General features: G+C 71.8%; 16 protein-coding genes. 9 read left to right on the top strand and 7 right to left on the bottom strand.

The genetic code is table 11. The features are described 5' to 3' along the window. Positions 1-159 precede the first annotated feature (159 nt). Together ACRYCC_RS35870 and ACRYCC_RS35875 are read left to right on the top strand one after the other, a co-directional pair. Positions 160-1,476 (top strand): hypothetical protein, encoded by a 1,317-nt coding sequence (locus ACRYCC_RS35870; RefSeq protein WP_433818400.1) that lies wholly within the window; start codon positions 160-162, stop codon positions 1,474-1,476. A gap of 49 nt (positions 1,477-1,525) precedes the next feature. Further along, the gene (locus ACRYCC_RS35875; protein ID WP_433818401.1) at positions 1,526-1,861 is read left to right on the top strand and encodes a cytidine deaminase; all 336 of its coding nucleotides are present in this window, start codon (positions 1,526-1,528) and stop codon (positions 1,859-1,861) included. Between the two features lie 30 nt (positions 1,862-1,891). On the opposite strand, the gene ACRYCC_RS35880 is transcribed toward ACRYCC_RS35875, so the two are convergent. Beyond that, on the bottom strand, positions 1,892-2,365 hold the full coding sequence (locus ACRYCC_RS35880) for an ATP-binding protein (protein WP_433818403.1): 474 nt from the start codon (positions 2,363-2,365) through the stop codon (positions 1,892-1,894). Between the two features lie 160 nt (positions 2,366-2,525). Between ACRYCC_RS35880 and ACRYCC_RS35885 the strand changes: the two genes are divergently transcribed. Beyond that, positions 2,526-3,341 (top strand): Scr1 family TA system antitoxin-like transcriptional regulator, encoded by an 816-nt coding sequence (locus ACRYCC_RS35885; protein ID WP_433818404.1) that lies wholly within the window; start codon positions 2,526-2,528, stop codon positions 3,339-3,341. Continuing rightward, complete coding sequence (locus ACRYCC_RS35890; protein ID WP_433818406.1) at positions 3,338-3,547, top strand: DUF397 domain-containing protein; 210 nt, start codon at positions 3,338-3,340, stop codon at positions 3,545-3,547. Before ACRYCC_RS35885 ends, ACRYCC_RS35890 begins: the two co-directional genes overlap by 4 nt. A 248-nt stretch (positions 3,548-3,795) precedes the next feature. Here ACRYCC_RS35890 and ACRYCC_RS35895 read toward each other — a convergent pair whose 3' ends face one another. The 3 genes from ACRYCC_RS35895 to hrcA form a co-directional block, all read right to left on the bottom strand. Next, on the bottom strand, positions 3,796-4,530 hold the full coding sequence (locus tag ACRYCC_RS35895) for a 16S rRNA (uracil(1498)-N(3))-methyltransferase (RefSeq protein ID WP_433818407.1): 735 nt from the start codon (positions 4,528-4,530) through the stop codon (positions 3,796-3,798). Between the two features lie 153 nt (positions 4,531-4,683). Further along, positions 4,684-5,820 carry a molecular chaperone DnaJ gene (gene dnaJ, locus ACRYCC_RS35900; RefSeq protein ID WP_433818409.1) on the bottom strand — a complete coding sequence of 379 codons (1,137 nt, stop codon included), beginning with the start codon at positions 5,818-5,820 and terminating at the stop codon, positions 4,684-4,686. After that, entirely contained in the window at positions 5,821-6,834 is a 1,014-nt protein-coding gene (gene hrcA, locus ACRYCC_RS35905; protein WP_433818411.1) for a heat-inducible transcriptional repressor HrcA, read from the bottom strand. A gap of 219 nt (positions 6,835-7,053) precedes the next feature. Between hrcA and ACRYCC_RS35910 the strand changes: the two genes are divergently transcribed. From ACRYCC_RS35910 to ACRYCC_RS35920, 3 genes are read left to right on the top strand one after another with little or no spacing between them, the layout of a single operon-like run. Further along, positions 7,054-7,659, top strand: a complete 606-nt coding sequence (locus ACRYCC_RS35910; protein ID WP_433818412.1) for a hypothetical protein — start codon at positions 7,054-7,056, stop codon at positions 7,657-7,659. Between the two features lie 32 nt (positions 7,660-7,691). Further along, on the top strand, positions 7,692-8,528 hold the full coding sequence (locus ACRYCC_RS35915) for a DUF3097 domain-containing protein (protein ID WP_433818413.1): 837 nt from the start codon (positions 7,692-7,694) through the stop codon (positions 8,526-8,528). Positions 8,529-8,549: 21 nt separating this feature from the next. Then, positions 8,550-9,347, top strand: coding sequence for a DUF4870 domain-containing protein (locus ACRYCC_RS35920; RefSeq protein ID WP_433818414.1), 798 nt, complete (start codon positions 8,550-8,552; stop codon positions 9,345-9,347). 132 nt (positions 9,348-9,479) lie between these two features. Here the strand turns inward: ACRYCC_RS35920 and hemW are convergent, their stop codons facing one another. Then, positions 9,480-10,679 carry a radical SAM family heme chaperone HemW gene (gene hemW, locus ACRYCC_RS35925; protein WP_433818415.1) on the bottom strand — a complete coding sequence of 400 codons (1,200 nt, stop codon included), beginning with the start codon at positions 10,677-10,679 and terminating at the stop codon, positions 9,480-9,482. 151 nt (positions 10,680-10,830) lie between these two features. Here hemW and ACRYCC_RS35930 point away from each other — a divergent pair, with 151 nt between their 5' ends. After that, on the top strand, positions 10,831-11,196 hold the full coding sequence (locus tag ACRYCC_RS35930) for a nuclear transport factor 2 family protein (protein ID WP_433818416.1): 366 nt from the start codon (positions 10,831-10,833) through the stop codon (positions 11,194-11,196). Between the two features lie 94 nt (positions 11,197-11,290). On the opposite strand, the gene ACRYCC_RS35935 is transcribed toward ACRYCC_RS35930, so the two are convergent. Then, the gene (locus tag ACRYCC_RS35935; RefSeq protein WP_433818417.1) at positions 11,291-12,148 is read right to left on the bottom strand and encodes an LLM class F420-dependent oxidoreductase; all 858 of its coding nucleotides are present in this window, start codon (positions 12,146-12,148) and stop codon (positions 11,291-11,293) included. Positions 12,149-12,456: 308 nt separating this feature from the next. Here ACRYCC_RS35935 and ACRYCC_RS35940 point away from each other — a divergent pair, with 308 nt between their 5' ends. After that, positions 12,457-13,140: a nucleoside/nucleotide kinase family protein gene (locus ACRYCC_RS35940; protein WP_433818418.1), complete on the top strand. Its 684-nt coding sequence runs from the start codon at positions 12,457-12,459 to the stop codon at positions 13,138-13,140. A gap of 19 nt (positions 13,141-13,159) precedes the next feature. Here ACRYCC_RS35940 and ACRYCC_RS35945 read toward each other — a convergent pair whose 3' ends face one another. Continuing rightward, on the bottom strand, positions 13,160-14,086 hold the full coding sequence (locus tag ACRYCC_RS35945; RefSeq protein WP_433818419.1) for a PfkB family carbohydrate kinase: 927 nt from the start codon (positions 14,084-14,086) through the stop codon (positions 13,160-13,162). Between the last annotated feature and the right edge of the window lie 24 nt (positions 14,087-14,110).

Here is a 14,110-nt window from a genome sequence, read left to right on the forward strand (position 1 = left end):
CACGCCGGTCAGGCGGTCTGTCCGTGATGCCCGAACCGCCAGCGGGGTGGGCGGGAGCCGGACGGCGACACACTGTAATCAATCCTTGACAGACGGATTCACCACCGACGCCTCCGGGCATGATCGCCTGCGCTGGGGATCGCTCGGGGGGAGAGCTCGTTGGAGCGCATCGTACGCGGAGCCGCGTTACTGGCCATCGGCTCCGTCGTCATGACGGGCTGTGCGGCGGACGGCCCGTCCCGCGAGTCGCAGGCGGCGGCCCTGGCCGCCGCCGTCCTGTCCCTGCAGGACATGCCCCGGGGCTTCCTGCCCGCGCAGGACCAGCGGGTCTTCGGCGGGCTGAGCCCGCGGGACCCCGACTGCCACCGGTTACTGGCCCTGGCCGACCTCGACGATCTGCGTGACAGATCCGCGCTGGGCTCCCCCGTCCCCCCGCAGGCCCACGCGGTGTTCTACCGCGCCGAGCCGGGGTCCACCATGGCCGAGCACCTGATCACGCTGAGCCCGGACCAGGCCCGGGGCCGCTTCGAGGACGTCCGCAGGGCCGCCGCCGGCTGCCCGCTGATCGAGCTCGGATCCGTACGCGGCCCCAGGCAGGGCCGCCCGCCCGGGCACGGTCGCAAGCGGGACCAGGGCCGCGGGTCGCAACTCGATCCGGGCCGCCGGCGTTCGCTCTGGTACAGGTACCGGCCCTGGCGTGGCGGCCTCCCGCCCGGCCGGCCCGGATCCGGCGGACGCGGGCACGGACATGGCGGGCACGGACACGACCGGTACGAACGCGACGGCTACGAGCGCGACGCGTACGGACGCGACGGCTACGGACGCGATGCGTACGGGCACGACGGGTACGGGCGCGACGGCTACGGCCATGACGGGTACGGGCGCGACGGCTACGGCCGTGACAGGTACGGACGCGACGGGTACGGGCGTGAGCACGACGAGCACCGGCCCGCTCCCGGCGGAGCGAAGCGTGGCAGGTCCGGGTACGACGAGCCGGCCCCGGGTGGGACCCGTTCCGGTCAGCCGGGACGTGGCCGCTCGGGCCCTGCCGGGCCCAGGACCGGACGGGGAGAGTACGGGTCCGTGCCGGACGAGTCCGGGCGCGTACCGCACGGACACGGCCGGTTCGGGCTGGGGTTCGGGCTCGGGGCCGGACAGGGGCACGGCGGGCGAGCGTACCGGCCGGGGCTCCTGCTGCACCGGCTCCCCATGGCACTGCCCGGTCTCGGTCCCAACGTCTACGGCGTCCGCTACTCCGGCCGGGCCGGCCGCCGGTATCAGGTGCACTTCGACCTGGTCGTGGCCGAACTGGGCGGCCGGCTGCTCGTGATGGAACAGCCCGTCCTGATCGACCGCAGGCGTACCGGGGGCGACTCCATCCTCCGGATCGTCACGGCGGCTCTGCACAAGCTGCGCGAGACCGCCGCCGTACCGGGCCCCGAGCCGCTGATCCACCCGTCGGCGGCCCCGTCCTGACGCGGGTCCGGGTCGCGGGGTCATCCGGCGCGGTCCTAGGCTGAGTGCCGTGAGCGAGATCGAACCCGAGGACGCAAAGATCATCACCTTGGCCAGGTCGGCTCGGGCCCGCACCTCCGCCGCGGAAGGCGCGGCCGTGCGCGACGAGACCGGCCGTACCTACTCCGCCACCACCGTCGACCTGCCGTCACTGCGGCTGTCCGCGCTGCAGGTCGCCGTGGCCATGGCCGTCTCCAGCGGGGCGGAGGGCCTGGAGGCCGCGGCGGTGGTCACCACGGGCGAGCCCGCCGAGGCCGACGTGGCGGCGGTACGGGACCTCGGGCCGGGTGCGCCGGTGTTCGTCGCCGCTCCCGACGGCACCCTCCGCGCCACCGTCCCCGCCTGACGAGACCGCTCCGCCTCGGCCGGGCGGCGCTCACGGCTCCGCCTCGAACCACGCGCAGGTGCCCTCGGCGGAGGCCGCCAGGCCGAACCGGCTGGTGAGGGCCGCGACGAGGACCAGTCCCCTGCCGGACTCGGCCAGGGGGCCGTCCTCAGGTTCCCCGATCGGGCCGCCGCCACCGTCACGGATCTCCACCCGCAGGACCCGGCCGGCGGCGCCAACCCGTACCGCCATCTCCGGCCCGGCTCCGTGGACGACGGCGTTGGCGAGCAGTTCACCGGCCGCCAGCCCGGCCTCCGCCGCGCGTTCGGCACAGCCGAGCACCTTCTCCGCCAGGACGCCCACCCGCCGCCGCGCGATCGGGACCTGCTCGCCCGTACGGGGCGCGGCCCACTCGTCGATCACCGGCATCCCGGGCTCGTTCCCCGGCAGCGGGGACCTGGGCCGGCTGCCGTGGACCGGCCGGTCCACGGGGGTCATGGCACGCCGGGGGCGGTCGAAGCTCATGGGTCCGCCTTCACTGGGTCGGGTTCTGGAGACGGTCACCATCGTGCGACTGTTCGACTACGCTCGGCTATGTCCGCAGCCCTCCGGCCGGGCCGGTCCCGCTACAGCTCGCCGAGCCTGTGCTACCTCCCCCGGTTGGACTCCCCGGGAGGTAGCCGCCATGAGCGAGGACATCGACCCCAAACGCTCCGCCCAGGAGCTGTACGCGACCGCCTTGGTCCGGGAACGCACCCGGGCCAGGCTGACCCAGGCGGCCCTCGGGCAGCATCCGGGCGTCTTCGTCTCCCCCCAGCAGATCGGCCACCTGGAGAAATGCCGCCGCCCGCCGACGCTCAGGCTGTCCAGAGGGCTCGACGCGGCCTTCGGCCTGGACGAGTTCTTCGAGGCCCTCTACGAGGCGTACGTCCGCGAGAACGGGACACCGCCCGCGTTCTGGGAGTACGCGGAGCTGGAGCCACAGGCATCCTTGATCAGGGTCTACTCGAATTTCCTGATCCCGGGCCTGCTCCAGACCGAGGAGACGACACGAGCCATACTCCGGGCCGGGCAGAAGCCCGAATGCCTGGACCAGGTAGTGGCGGCCCGCATGGAACGGCAGGAGATCCTGCGCCGGGAGGATCCGCCGGTGCTCCTGGTGCGCCTGGACGAGTACGCGGTGCGCCGCCGGATCGGTGACCCGGAGACCAAGCGGCGGCAGCTAGAGCACCTGCTGGAGTTGATGCAGCGGCCCAACATCGACATCGTGATCGTCCCGGACGGCGCCCCGATCTTCCCCGTCACCTCGTTTACCATCCTGAGCCTCCCGGACGGCCGCCCGGACCTCGGCTACGCGGACAGCATCGACGGGCGTGGAAGTACCATCGAGCCGGGACCGGATCTCATCGAACTAGCGGTAACGTTCGAGCGCATCGGTTCCCGCGCCCTCTCCATCGCGGACTCCGAAAAGTTGATCCGCGCCCTCCTGGAGGACATGTGACGACGGCAGACCTCCCATCCGCTCACTGGCGCAAGAGCAGTCGCAGCGGCGACTCCATCACCTCGGACTGCGTCGAAGTCGCCGATCTCGACACCATGGTCGGCATACGGGACAGCAAGGCCCCACACGGCCCCGCCCTGGCCATGACCCGCACGGAGTTCACGACGCTGGCACACCGCGTGAAAACCGGTGAGCTCGACCTCTGACCAGGGCTCACATCGGCCCCCGACGCGACACCGAATGATCTCCATATTCCTGGAGCGGGCAGGGCGGTACTGTCCGCCCGTTGCTTTGCCCTGACCACCCATACGCGGCTTGCTTTGCCCTGACCACCCATAGGCGGCCCAGGGCCGTATTTGCCCTGACCACCCATAGGCGGCCCAGGGCCGTAACGGACTCCCTTGCACCCGGAGCGCGCGGGGCAGTGCCGTCTCCCGAGGTGCACGGTGTGCCGCTACCAGCGACCGGTCGCGGCCAGGAGCACTGCGGCGGCGGCCACCCCGGCGGTGGAGGTGCGCAGCACGGTCGGTCCCAGCAGGGCCGGCACGCCCCCCGCCGCCGCGAACCGTTCGAGCTCCTCTTCCGTGACCCCGCCCTCCGGCCCCACCACGACCACGAGGTCGCCCTTCGCGGGCGTCACCAGCCCGCTCAGCGGCTCCTGGGCCTCCTCGTGCAGGATCACCGCGGACGCGGCGGACGCGAGGCGTACGGCCACGTCAGCGGTGGTCGCCAGGTCGGTGATCTCGGGCAGCCAGGCCCGGCGGGCCTGCTTGGCGGCCTCCCGGGCGGTGCTGCGCCACCGGCCGAGTGCCTTGTCGCGGCGGTCGGGCTTCCACTGGGTCACGCAGCGGCCCGCCTGCCAGGGCACGATCTCGTCGACGCCGACCTCGGTCATGAGCTCGACGGCCAGCTCGCCCCGGTCACCCTTCGGCAGGGCCTGTACGACGACGATGCGCGGGTCCGGTGCCGGGGTCCGCCGCCGGGTCAGGACGTCGAGCTCCAGGGTCTCCCGTCCGGCCACCACGGCCACCACGCATTCGGCCAGCAGCCCGGCCCCGTCGGTCAGGTCGACCCGCTCGCCCGCGCGCAGCCGCCGTACGGTCGCCGCGTGCCGCCCCTCGGGGCCGTCCAGGACGACCCGGTCCGCGGCCAGGCGGCCGGGCTCGGCGAGGAACACGGGCGGGCTCACGGTCTCAGTCTCCCAGGCGGACGGGGCCGCCGCGGTCCACGACAGCGCAGATCACGGCGGCGCAGATCACGACGGTGCTGATCACGGCGGTGCTGATCACGACGGCCGGGTCAGGCCGTTCAGTCCCTCGTAGAACGCCTCACGCGCCTCTCTTCAACGGCTGCCCTGATTGAAGGCATCCCGCAGCCGGGAGAAGAAACCCTGCTGACCGGGGGCGAACTTGCCGGGGGGGCGCTCCTCGCCACGCAGCTTGGACAGCGTGCGCAGCAGCTCCTCCTGCTCCTCGTCCAGCCGGCTCGGCGTCTCCACGTTGACGTGGATCATGAGGTCGCCGCGGCCGGTCTCGTTGAGGTGGTTGACCCCGCGCCCGTACATCGGGATCACCTGGCCGGACTGGGTGCCGGGCCGGATGTCGACCGGCTCCGGGCCGTCCAGGGTCTCGATGGTCACCTGGGTGCCGAGCGCGGCCGCGGTCATCGGGATCTGCACCGTGCAGTGCAGGTCGTCGCCCTCCCGCTCGAAGATGTGGTGCGGCCGTTCGACGATCTCCAGGAACAGGTCCCCGGCGGGGCCGCCGCCCGGTCCGACCTCGCCCTCGCCAGCCAGCTGGATGTGGGTGCCGTGCTCGACGCCCGCAGGGATCCGGACCTTGATCGTGCGCCGGGTGCGCACCCGGCCGTCGCCGGAGCACTCCGGGCAGGGCGTGCGGATCACGCTGCCGTAGCCGCCGCACTGCGGGCAGGCCCGGGAGGTCATCACCTGGCCGAGGAACGACCGGGTGACCTGCTGGACCTCACCGCGGCCGTGGCACATGTCACAGGTGTCGGGGTGGGTGCCCGGCGCGCATCCCGAGCCCGTACAGGCGGTGCAGACGACGGCGGTGTCGATGGACAGCTCGCGGGTCGTGCCGAAGGCCGTCTCGGCGAGGTCGAGCTCCACCACCAGCGTGGCGTTGCGGCCCCGGCGGGCCCGGCCGCGCGGGCCGCGGGCACCGGCGCCGCCGAAGAAGGCGTCCATGATGTCGCTGAACGGGAACCCGGCGCCGAACCCGGCGCCACCGCCCGGACCGGCGGTCGCGAAGGGGTCCGCGCCGAGGTCGAACATCTCGCGCTTCTTGGGGTCGGAGAGCACCTCGTAGGCCTGGGTGATCTCCTTGAACTTCTCCTGGGTCGCCGGATCCGGATTGACGTCCGGGTGAAGCTCCCGTGCGAGTCTGCGGTAGGCCTTCTTGATCTCGTCCGCGCTCGCGTCACGGCGCACCCCAAGGGTTGCGTAGTAGTCGCGTGCCACTTACGACCCCGCCAGGATCTGACCGACGTAACGTGCCACTGCCCGTACCGCTCCCATCGTGCCGGGGTAATCCATTCGTGTGGGGCCCAGAACGCCCATGCGGGCGAGGGCCTGATCACCGGTGCCATAGCCGACGGCGACCACCGAGGTCGACCGCAGGCCTTCGTGCGGATTCTCCGTGCCGATCCGCACCGTCAGGGTAGACGAATCACCGCTCTCCCCGAGCAGCCGCATCAGCACCACCTGTTCCTCCAGGGCCTCCAGGACTTCGCGGAGGCTCTGCGAGAAGTCGACGTGCGCCAGATTGGCCGCGCCGGCGAAGACAATCTTCTCATCGCTCTTCTCGACCAGGGTCTCCAGCAGCACCGACAGCACCGAGGCCGCGATCACCCGGTCGTCGGCCGGCACCTTCTCCGGCACGTCGGCCACCGCCCCCGCGACCTCGTGCAGCCGGCAGCCGTCCAGGCAGGTGTTGAGCAGCGCCCGCAGGTGGGCGATCGAGTCCTCGGCGACGTCGGCGTAGGTCTCGATGACCCGCTGCTCGACCCGCCCGGTGTTGGTGATCAGCACGAGCAGCAGCCGCCGCTCGCCCATCGGCACCAGCTCGACGTGCCGGACGGCCGACCGGGTCAGCGAGGGGTACTGCACCACCGCGACCTGACGGGTCAGCTGGGCGAGCAGGCGCACCGTCCGGCCGACGACGTCGTCGAGGTCGTAGGCGCCGTTGAGGAACGTCTCGATCGCCCGGCGCTCCGCCGTCGACAGCGGCTTGATCGTGGACAGCCGGTCGACGAAGAGCCGGTAGCCCTTGTCGGTGGGGATCCGGCCCGCGCTGGTGTGCGGCTGGGCGATGTAGCCCTGCTCCTCCAGTACGGCCATGTCGTTACGGATCGTGGCCGGGGAGACCCCGAGATTGTGCCGATCCACCAGCGCCTTGGAGCCCACCGGTTCATTGGTGGACACGTAATCCTCGACGATGGCACGCAGCACCGCGAGTTTCCTGTCGTCGAGCACGCGCTCACCTCCTTGCCGCAGATCACGCCTGGCCCGGCCGCCGGCGCCGCCGCCCTGGCACTCAGAGCCCTGCAGTGCCCCTGGCACTCATAGCCCTGGAGTGCCAGTGTACGGCGCCCGGCGGCGAACCTGACGTAGCCAGGATGCCCCTGCTTCCTGTGCTGTTCTCCGATGGTCGGCTATGTCAGGCTTCTGGCACAGCCATCAGGGGGAGTCTGCATGTACCCACCGCCGAGCGTTCATCCCTCCGAGTTGCGTCCCGGCCGCGGCTGGTACGTCTTCGCCGTCGTGTTCGCCGTCGTCCTGACCGCCCTGGGGGTCGGCGGCTTCGCCTTCGGGGTCTTCTCCGCGGTCAAGTCGATCGACGTCGGCCAGCGCTTCGACGCCGGCGAGACCGTGACGGCGCAGTTGCAGCCCAGCCCGCGCGGCGCCATCTACGCCCGGGTGGTCACCTCCGGCACCACGCCCCGGGCCGACTGCACCGTCACCGGGCCGTCCGGGGGCCAGGTGACGCTCGCGCCGCCGGGCGGCCGGTTCACCACGACCGCCGGAGGTTTCTCCTGGAGTGAGATCTTCGTGATCGAGGCGACCGAGTCCGGGACCCATCACATCGTCTGCAGGTCCAGTGAGACGACCGCGTTCACGGTGGGCAAGCACGCCGACGTCGGCAGACTGTTCGGCGGGATCTTCGGCGGGCTCGCCTCGCTGATGATCCTGCCCTTCGCCGGCATCGTGACCAGCGTGATCATCGCGGTCGTGGTAGGAGTCAAGCGCGGCAACCACCGGCGCCGGCTGCTCGCCGAGCGGTTCCCGCCGCGCTACTAGGACCGGCGACCCCGCCCGAGGAGACGGAGCACATGCACAGCAAGGACTACGGCGACGACGTTCTGGCCGGCGACTGGCGGCGGCCCCGCAAAGGACTGATCCCGGAGATCCCCGCCGAGCGCGACCTGGTCGTCGAGGATCCCGACAGCGGCTTCTGCGGGGCGATCGTGGCGTTCGCCAAGAACGAGGTCACCCTGGAGGACCGCTTCGGCAAGCGCCGGATCTTCCCGCTGGCCCCCGCCGGGTTCCTGGTGGACGGCGAGCCGGTGACGCTGGTCCGGCCGGCTCCCAGGGCCCCGGCGGGCCCGGTCACCTCCGCCTCCGGGTCCATCGCGGTCCAGGACCTGCGCGCCAAGGTCGCCCGGGGCAGCCGGATCTACGTGGAGGGCCTGCACGACGCGGAGCTGGTGGAGAAGATCTGGGGCCACGACCTGCGGGTCGAGGGAGTCGTCGTCGAGTACCTCGAGGGCATCGACGACCTGCCCGCCATCGTCGCGGAGTTCGCGCCCGAACCCGGGCGCCGGCTGGGGGTCCTGGTGGACCATCTGGTGCCGGGGTCGAAGGAGAGCCGGATCGCCGCTCAGGTCGACTCCCCGCACGTCCTGGTCACGGGGCACCCCTTCATCGACATCTGGCAGGCGGTCAAACCCTCGGCCGTGAACATTTCCGCCTGGCCCGACGTCCCACATGGCGTGCCCTGGAAAGAGGGCACCCTGACGGCGCTGGGCTGGAAGGACGAGACAGGAGCGGCCTGGAAGCGCATACTCGGATCGGTGCGTACCTACGCCGATCTGGAACCGGCGCTCCTCGGCCGCGTCGAAGAACTCATAGACTTCGTCACCGCACCCGAGCCCCCTGGGCTGAGGTGACCCCCCGAGAGGAGTACGGCCATGACGGACGGGACGCCTGAGCAGCCCGGATATGGGCAGCAGCCCGGCTACGGTCAGCCGGGTTACGGCCAGCAGCCGCCGCAGCAGGGCTACGGCCAGCAGCAGCCGGGTTACGGCCAGCAGCCCGGGTATGGGCAGCAGCCGCAGCAGCCCCAGCCGGGATACGGCCAGCAGCCCGGATACGGCCAGCCGGGTTACGGGCAGCAGCAGCCGCAGCAGGGCTACGGCCAGCAGCAGCCCGGATACGGCCAGCAGCCCGGCTATGGCCAGCAGCCGCCGCAGCAGGGCTATGGCCAGCAGCAGCCGGGTTACGGCCAGCAGCCGGGCTATGCGCAGCAGGACTACGGGCAGCAGCCCGGTTACGGCCAGCAGTCCCCGCCGTCGAGCGGCGGAAGCCCGCTCGACGCGCTGAACAACATGAAGGGTCCGGAGCCGTACACCGGGCCGACGACCCCGGAAGAGCGGCAGTGGGGCATGCTCGCCTACCTCGGCATGCTGGTCGCCGGCCTCGTCGCGCCGCTGGTGGTGTACCTGCTGAAGAAGGACCAGTCGCGGTTCCTGAAGTTCCACGGAGCGCAGGGCCTCAACCTGGCCATCACGATGTACGCGGCGGCGATCGTCAGCTGGATCCTCACCATCGTGCTGTCGGCGATCTCCGGCATCTTCTCGATCCTGTTCATCCTGCCGCTGGCCGTCTTCGTCACCGGGCTGGTCTTCATGATCAAGGCCGCGATGGCCGCGAACCACGGGGAGAGCTACCAGCTTCCCAACTTCATCGCCTTCCCCATCTTCAAGTAACCCCGCTTCACCCACCGCCGTGATCATGCAATCCTTCGTCGATTGATCGCATGATCACGGCGGTGTTTCACGTTTCGGGGGCCAGGGCTCGGGGTCCGGGGTTCGGGGCTCCAGTGCGGGGTCGGGGCCTGGTCAGGTGAGGTCGCGGACGACGGCGTCGGCGAGCAGGCGGCCGCGCCCGGTCAGCACCGCCCGGTCGCCCACCAGCTCCAGCAGGCCGTCGGCGACGGCCCGCCGGACCGGTCCTTCCGCGAGCAGCTCCAGCGGGCAGCCGGTGGCGAGCCGGAGTTCGAGCATGATCCGTTCCATCCGCCGTACCTCGTCGTCCAGCACCTCGCGGGCGTACGCGGGGCTGGCCGCCTCGGCGAGACGGGCCGCGTAGGCGGCGGGGTGCTTGACGTTCCACCACCGGGTTCCACCGACGTGGCTGTGGGCGCCGGGACCCGCCCCCCACCAGTCGGCGCCCGTCCAGTAGAGGACGTTGTGCCGGCATTCGGCGTCCGGGCCGGTCGCCCAGTTGGAGATCTCGTACCAGCGCAGCCCGTGCCCGCCGAGCAGTTCGTCCGCCATGACGTACCGGTCGGCCATGGCGTCGTCGTCCGGCGCCGCCAGCTCGCCCCGCTTGACCTGGGCGGCGAGCCTGGTGCCCTCCTCGACGATCAGCGCGTACGCCGAGACGTGGTCCGGGCCGATCTCCAGGACCGCCTCCAGCGATGCCCGCCAGTCGTCGTCGCTCTCCCCCGGCGTCCCGTAGATCAGATCCAGGTTGACGTGCTCGAACCCGGCCTCCCGGGCCCACCGGGCGACCTGCGGCACCCGGCCCGGCGTGTGCGTACGGTCCAGCGCGGCCAGCACGTGCTCCCGGGCGCTCTGCATGCCGTAGGAGACCCGGGTGAAGCCGCCGTCCCGGAGCCCGGCCAGATAGCGCTGGTCCACCGACTCCGGGTTGGCCTCCGTGGTGACCTCGGCCCCCGCCGCCAGCCCGAACTCGGCGTCGATGGCGGCGAGGATGCGGCCGAGGTCGCCGGCCGGGAGGAGGGTGGGGGTGCCGCCGCCGACGAACACCGTCTGCACCGGCAGATCGGTGTCGCCCAGCACCCGCCGTGCCAGCCGGATCTCCCCGATCACGGTGTCGGCGTAGGAGTCCCGCGTCGCCCCCGGGCCCAGCTCACTGGCCGTGTAGGTGTTGAAGTCGCAGTAACCGCACCGGGTCACGCAGAACGGCACATGGACGTAGAACCCGAACGGCCGGGTCCCCAGGCCGCGCAGGGCGCTGCCGGGAAGGGCGCCGTCGGCCGGTACGGGATCGCCGTCAGGCAGGGTGGAGGGCACCTGCCCAGTCTGCCGCCCGGTGGCCGGTGCTCGCGCACCCGGCATGACGTGCGAGGTAATCGACGGGCCTCGGGGCGTGGTGACAGCTTGGTGACATCCGCGGGACGGGAACGCAACCGCACCCGCACGGCCCACGCTGAAGGGATCCATCATGACCGACGTCAACGCCGTCATCGCCCGCTACCTCGACACCTGGAACGAGCCGGACGCCGAGCGGCGCGGCAAGGGCGTCGCCGAGCTGTGGACCGAGGACGGCGGCTACACCGACCCGCTGGCCGCCGTCACGGGCCACGCGGGCGTCGAAGCGGTGATCGCGGGTGCCCGCGACATGTTCCAGGACCACGTCTTCAGGCTGGCCGGCCCGGTGGACGCCCACCACGACCTCGCCCGCTTCACCTGGGAGCTGGTCCCCGCGGGCGGCGGCGAGCCTGTCGTGGTGGGTTTCGACGTCGCGGTGTTCGCAGGCGACGGCCGGATCGCGCAGGTCTACGGCTTCCTCGACAAGGTGCCCGCCTGAGCACGCCCCGGAGGCGGAGCCGATCCCAGGGGCGATCGGCGCCGCACGCCTTGCCGTCGAGGACCCGTACGGGGTCTTGTGAGGCCTTGCGGAGCTACAGGCCGAGAGCCCCGGCGAGGTCACGCCACTCACGGCGGGGCAGGTTCCTCCGTTCCCCGTCCGCGATGACCTGCACCGCGACGTGGTCGGCGCCGGCCTCGTGGAAGGCGACGATCCGCTTGCGGATCGTGTCCAGGTCGCCCCAGGCGAAGCAGGCGTCGATGAGGTGGTCGCTGCCGCCGTCCCGCAGGTCGTCCTCGGTGAAGCCGAGCCGCAGCAGGTTCCTGGTGTAGTTCTCCATCTGCAGGTAGATCGACAGGTGCTCCCGGGCCAGGGCCCGGGCGCGGCCGGGTTCGGTCTCCATGACGACCTTCGCCTCCGGGGCCAGCAGCGGCCCCCTCCCGAGGACCTCCCGGGCGTGGGAGGTGAACTCGGGGGTCACCAGGTACGGGTGGGCGCCCAGGGCCCGGTCCCCTGCCAGCTTGAGCATCTTGGGGCCGAGCGCCGCCAGCACCCGCTCCTCCTTGGGCACGGCCGGGGCGGCTGCGTCCAGCGAGTCGAGGTACTCGACCATCGCCGCGTACGGCTTCCGGTAGCTCGGCACCAGCGCCGAGTGGCTCACCCCCAGGCCCAGCAGGAACCGGCCCGGATGCTTCGCGGTGACGTCCGCGTGCCGGCGGGCCACGGTGTCCGCGTCGTAGGCCCAGATGTTCAGGATGCCGGTGGCCACGACGATGCGAGAGGTCGCCTCGATGAGCGGCACCGCGTGCTCCACCCCCGGGCTGCTCCCCAGCCAGATCGTGCCGTAGCCGAGCTCCTCCAGCTCGGCCGCCGCATCGGTGATCTCACCTCGGGCATCGGGGTCCTCGGAGCGAAGACCGATGTTCCACACTCCCACGCGTCCCAACTCCATCGCGGGCTCCTCTCTGGTTCGTCCCTTCGCGGCAACATGCCGCGTGCTCACGCTATTTCTCGATCTTGCGGTCGTCTCCGTGGCCGGTCGGCGCGCCGTGGCCTTGACCTGACTTTGCTCAAGGTTCAGGCCTTCCCTCGATGGACGTGGTCACTCGACGACCGGGGTGACCGGCCTGTCGCGACGACCGGGCATGATGGCACGGCGGGCTCCGCACTCGGCGGCCACGGGCGTGTCCCGGTCTCGCCGGTCAGCCGGTCGGTGCTCCGCGGTCCTGGTGCGACACAGCTTTCCTGAAGGATGTCCTGATGCCCCGGTACGACCACGACGGGCCGTTGATCGTGCGCTCCCTTCCCCTGCTGCTGGACCGCGCGGAGAGTCTGCTCTCCGCCGACGGCCGCCGCCTGCTGGGCATCGCCGGGCCTCCCGGAGCGGGCAAGAGCACGTTGGCCCACTGGGTGGAGACCGCGCTGAGCGCCCGCCATCCGGACGGCTCCGCGCTCCTGGGGCAGGTGCCCATGGACGGTTTTCATCTGAGCAACGCGACGCTGGCGGACCGTGGCCTGCGCCACCGCAAGGGCGCACCGGACACCTTCGACGTCGAGGGCTACCTGAAGCTGTTGACGGCCGTCCGCACCGAGCCGGACCGGGCGCACGAGGCACCGGCCTACAGCCGCGTCCTCCACGAACCGGTCGCGGGCGCGCACCGCATCCCGGCCACGGCCCGGCTGGTCATCAGTGAGGGCAACTACCTGCTGGGCGGCGCCCCCGGCTGGGAGGACGTACGGGAGATCTTCGACGAGGTGTGGTTCCTGGCCGAGGACCCCACCGTGACCCGTGAGCGCCTGATCGCCCGGCAGCTCGCCGGTGGTCTGTCACCCGAGGCGGCGCGGGAGTGGGTCGACCGCAGCGACATGGCCAACACCGAGGTCGTCAACGCGCGGAAGAACACCGCGGATCTGATCATCGAGCTGCCCCCGGGCACGTTCTGACCCAGGCCGCCGGCCCTTCCTAACCGGTGCCGCCGCCCTCCTTCGTTACTTGGTCGTCGCCGCCCATCCAGGAGCGGGTGCCGAACGAGCCGCAGGCCCCGGCCGCGACGGCGGCGGCGCGCCGGAGCGCTCGCGGGAAGCCGGCAAAGTCGGGTTTCCGGCCCTGCGCCAGCTCGAAGGCCAGCGCCCCGTGGAAGACGTCGCCGGCGCCCAGCGTGTCGGCGATCGCCACCTGCGGGACCGGCACCGTCTGGGACGGCCCGTCCGGACCCTGCCACAGGATGTCCTCTCCCCCACGCGTCACCGCCGCCCAGGGCACTCCGGCGCTCCGCAGGAAGCGGAGGACCTCCTGCGGAGTCGAGGCACCGGGAGGGTGGAAGTCGCTGGAGCAGACCGCGACGTCGGTGTGCGGCAGCAGGGCCGGCGTTCCGGGCTTCCAGCTGCCGCCGTCGAGCAGCGTCGTGCGTCCCAGGCGCCTGGCGGTGAGGACGCTCGCCTCGGCCAGCCGGGGATGATGACCGTCCACCTGGACCACCGAGCTGCGCGAGACCAGAGCGGCCAGATCCGCCGGCGGATCAAGGTCGTATCCCTCGGCGTTCATCGACACCACGGCGCGCTCGCCCGAACCGGCCGTCACCATGATGCTGGAGACCGCCGGTGGACCACCATGGCCCTCCGCCAGATCGATCAGCCTGACCCTGGTCTCCCGTAGCTCGGCGCGGATCCCCGCCGCGAGCGGATGAGCGCCCACCCCGGTGACCAGCGTCGCCCCGCCGCCCAGGTGCGCGAAGGTGACGGCGGCGTTGGTCGCCGGTCCGCCCGCCGCCACCGTCTGCCGCAGAGCGGTGCTCTTCTCGTCGGGCCGGGGAACATGATCCACCAACTGGATGATGTCCAGGACGCACAGGCCTGCGAAGAGGCCGGCCGGCACGGCCGTCTCCTCCACGATCACCTCTCACGCTTCGAATGG

This window comes from Actinomadura scrupuli (assembly GCF_050971785.1).
In the GTDB taxonomy this organism is placed as follows: domain Bacteria; phylum Actinomycetota; class Actinomycetes; order Streptosporangiales; family Streptosporangiaceae; genus Actinomadura_E; species Actinomadura_E scrupuli.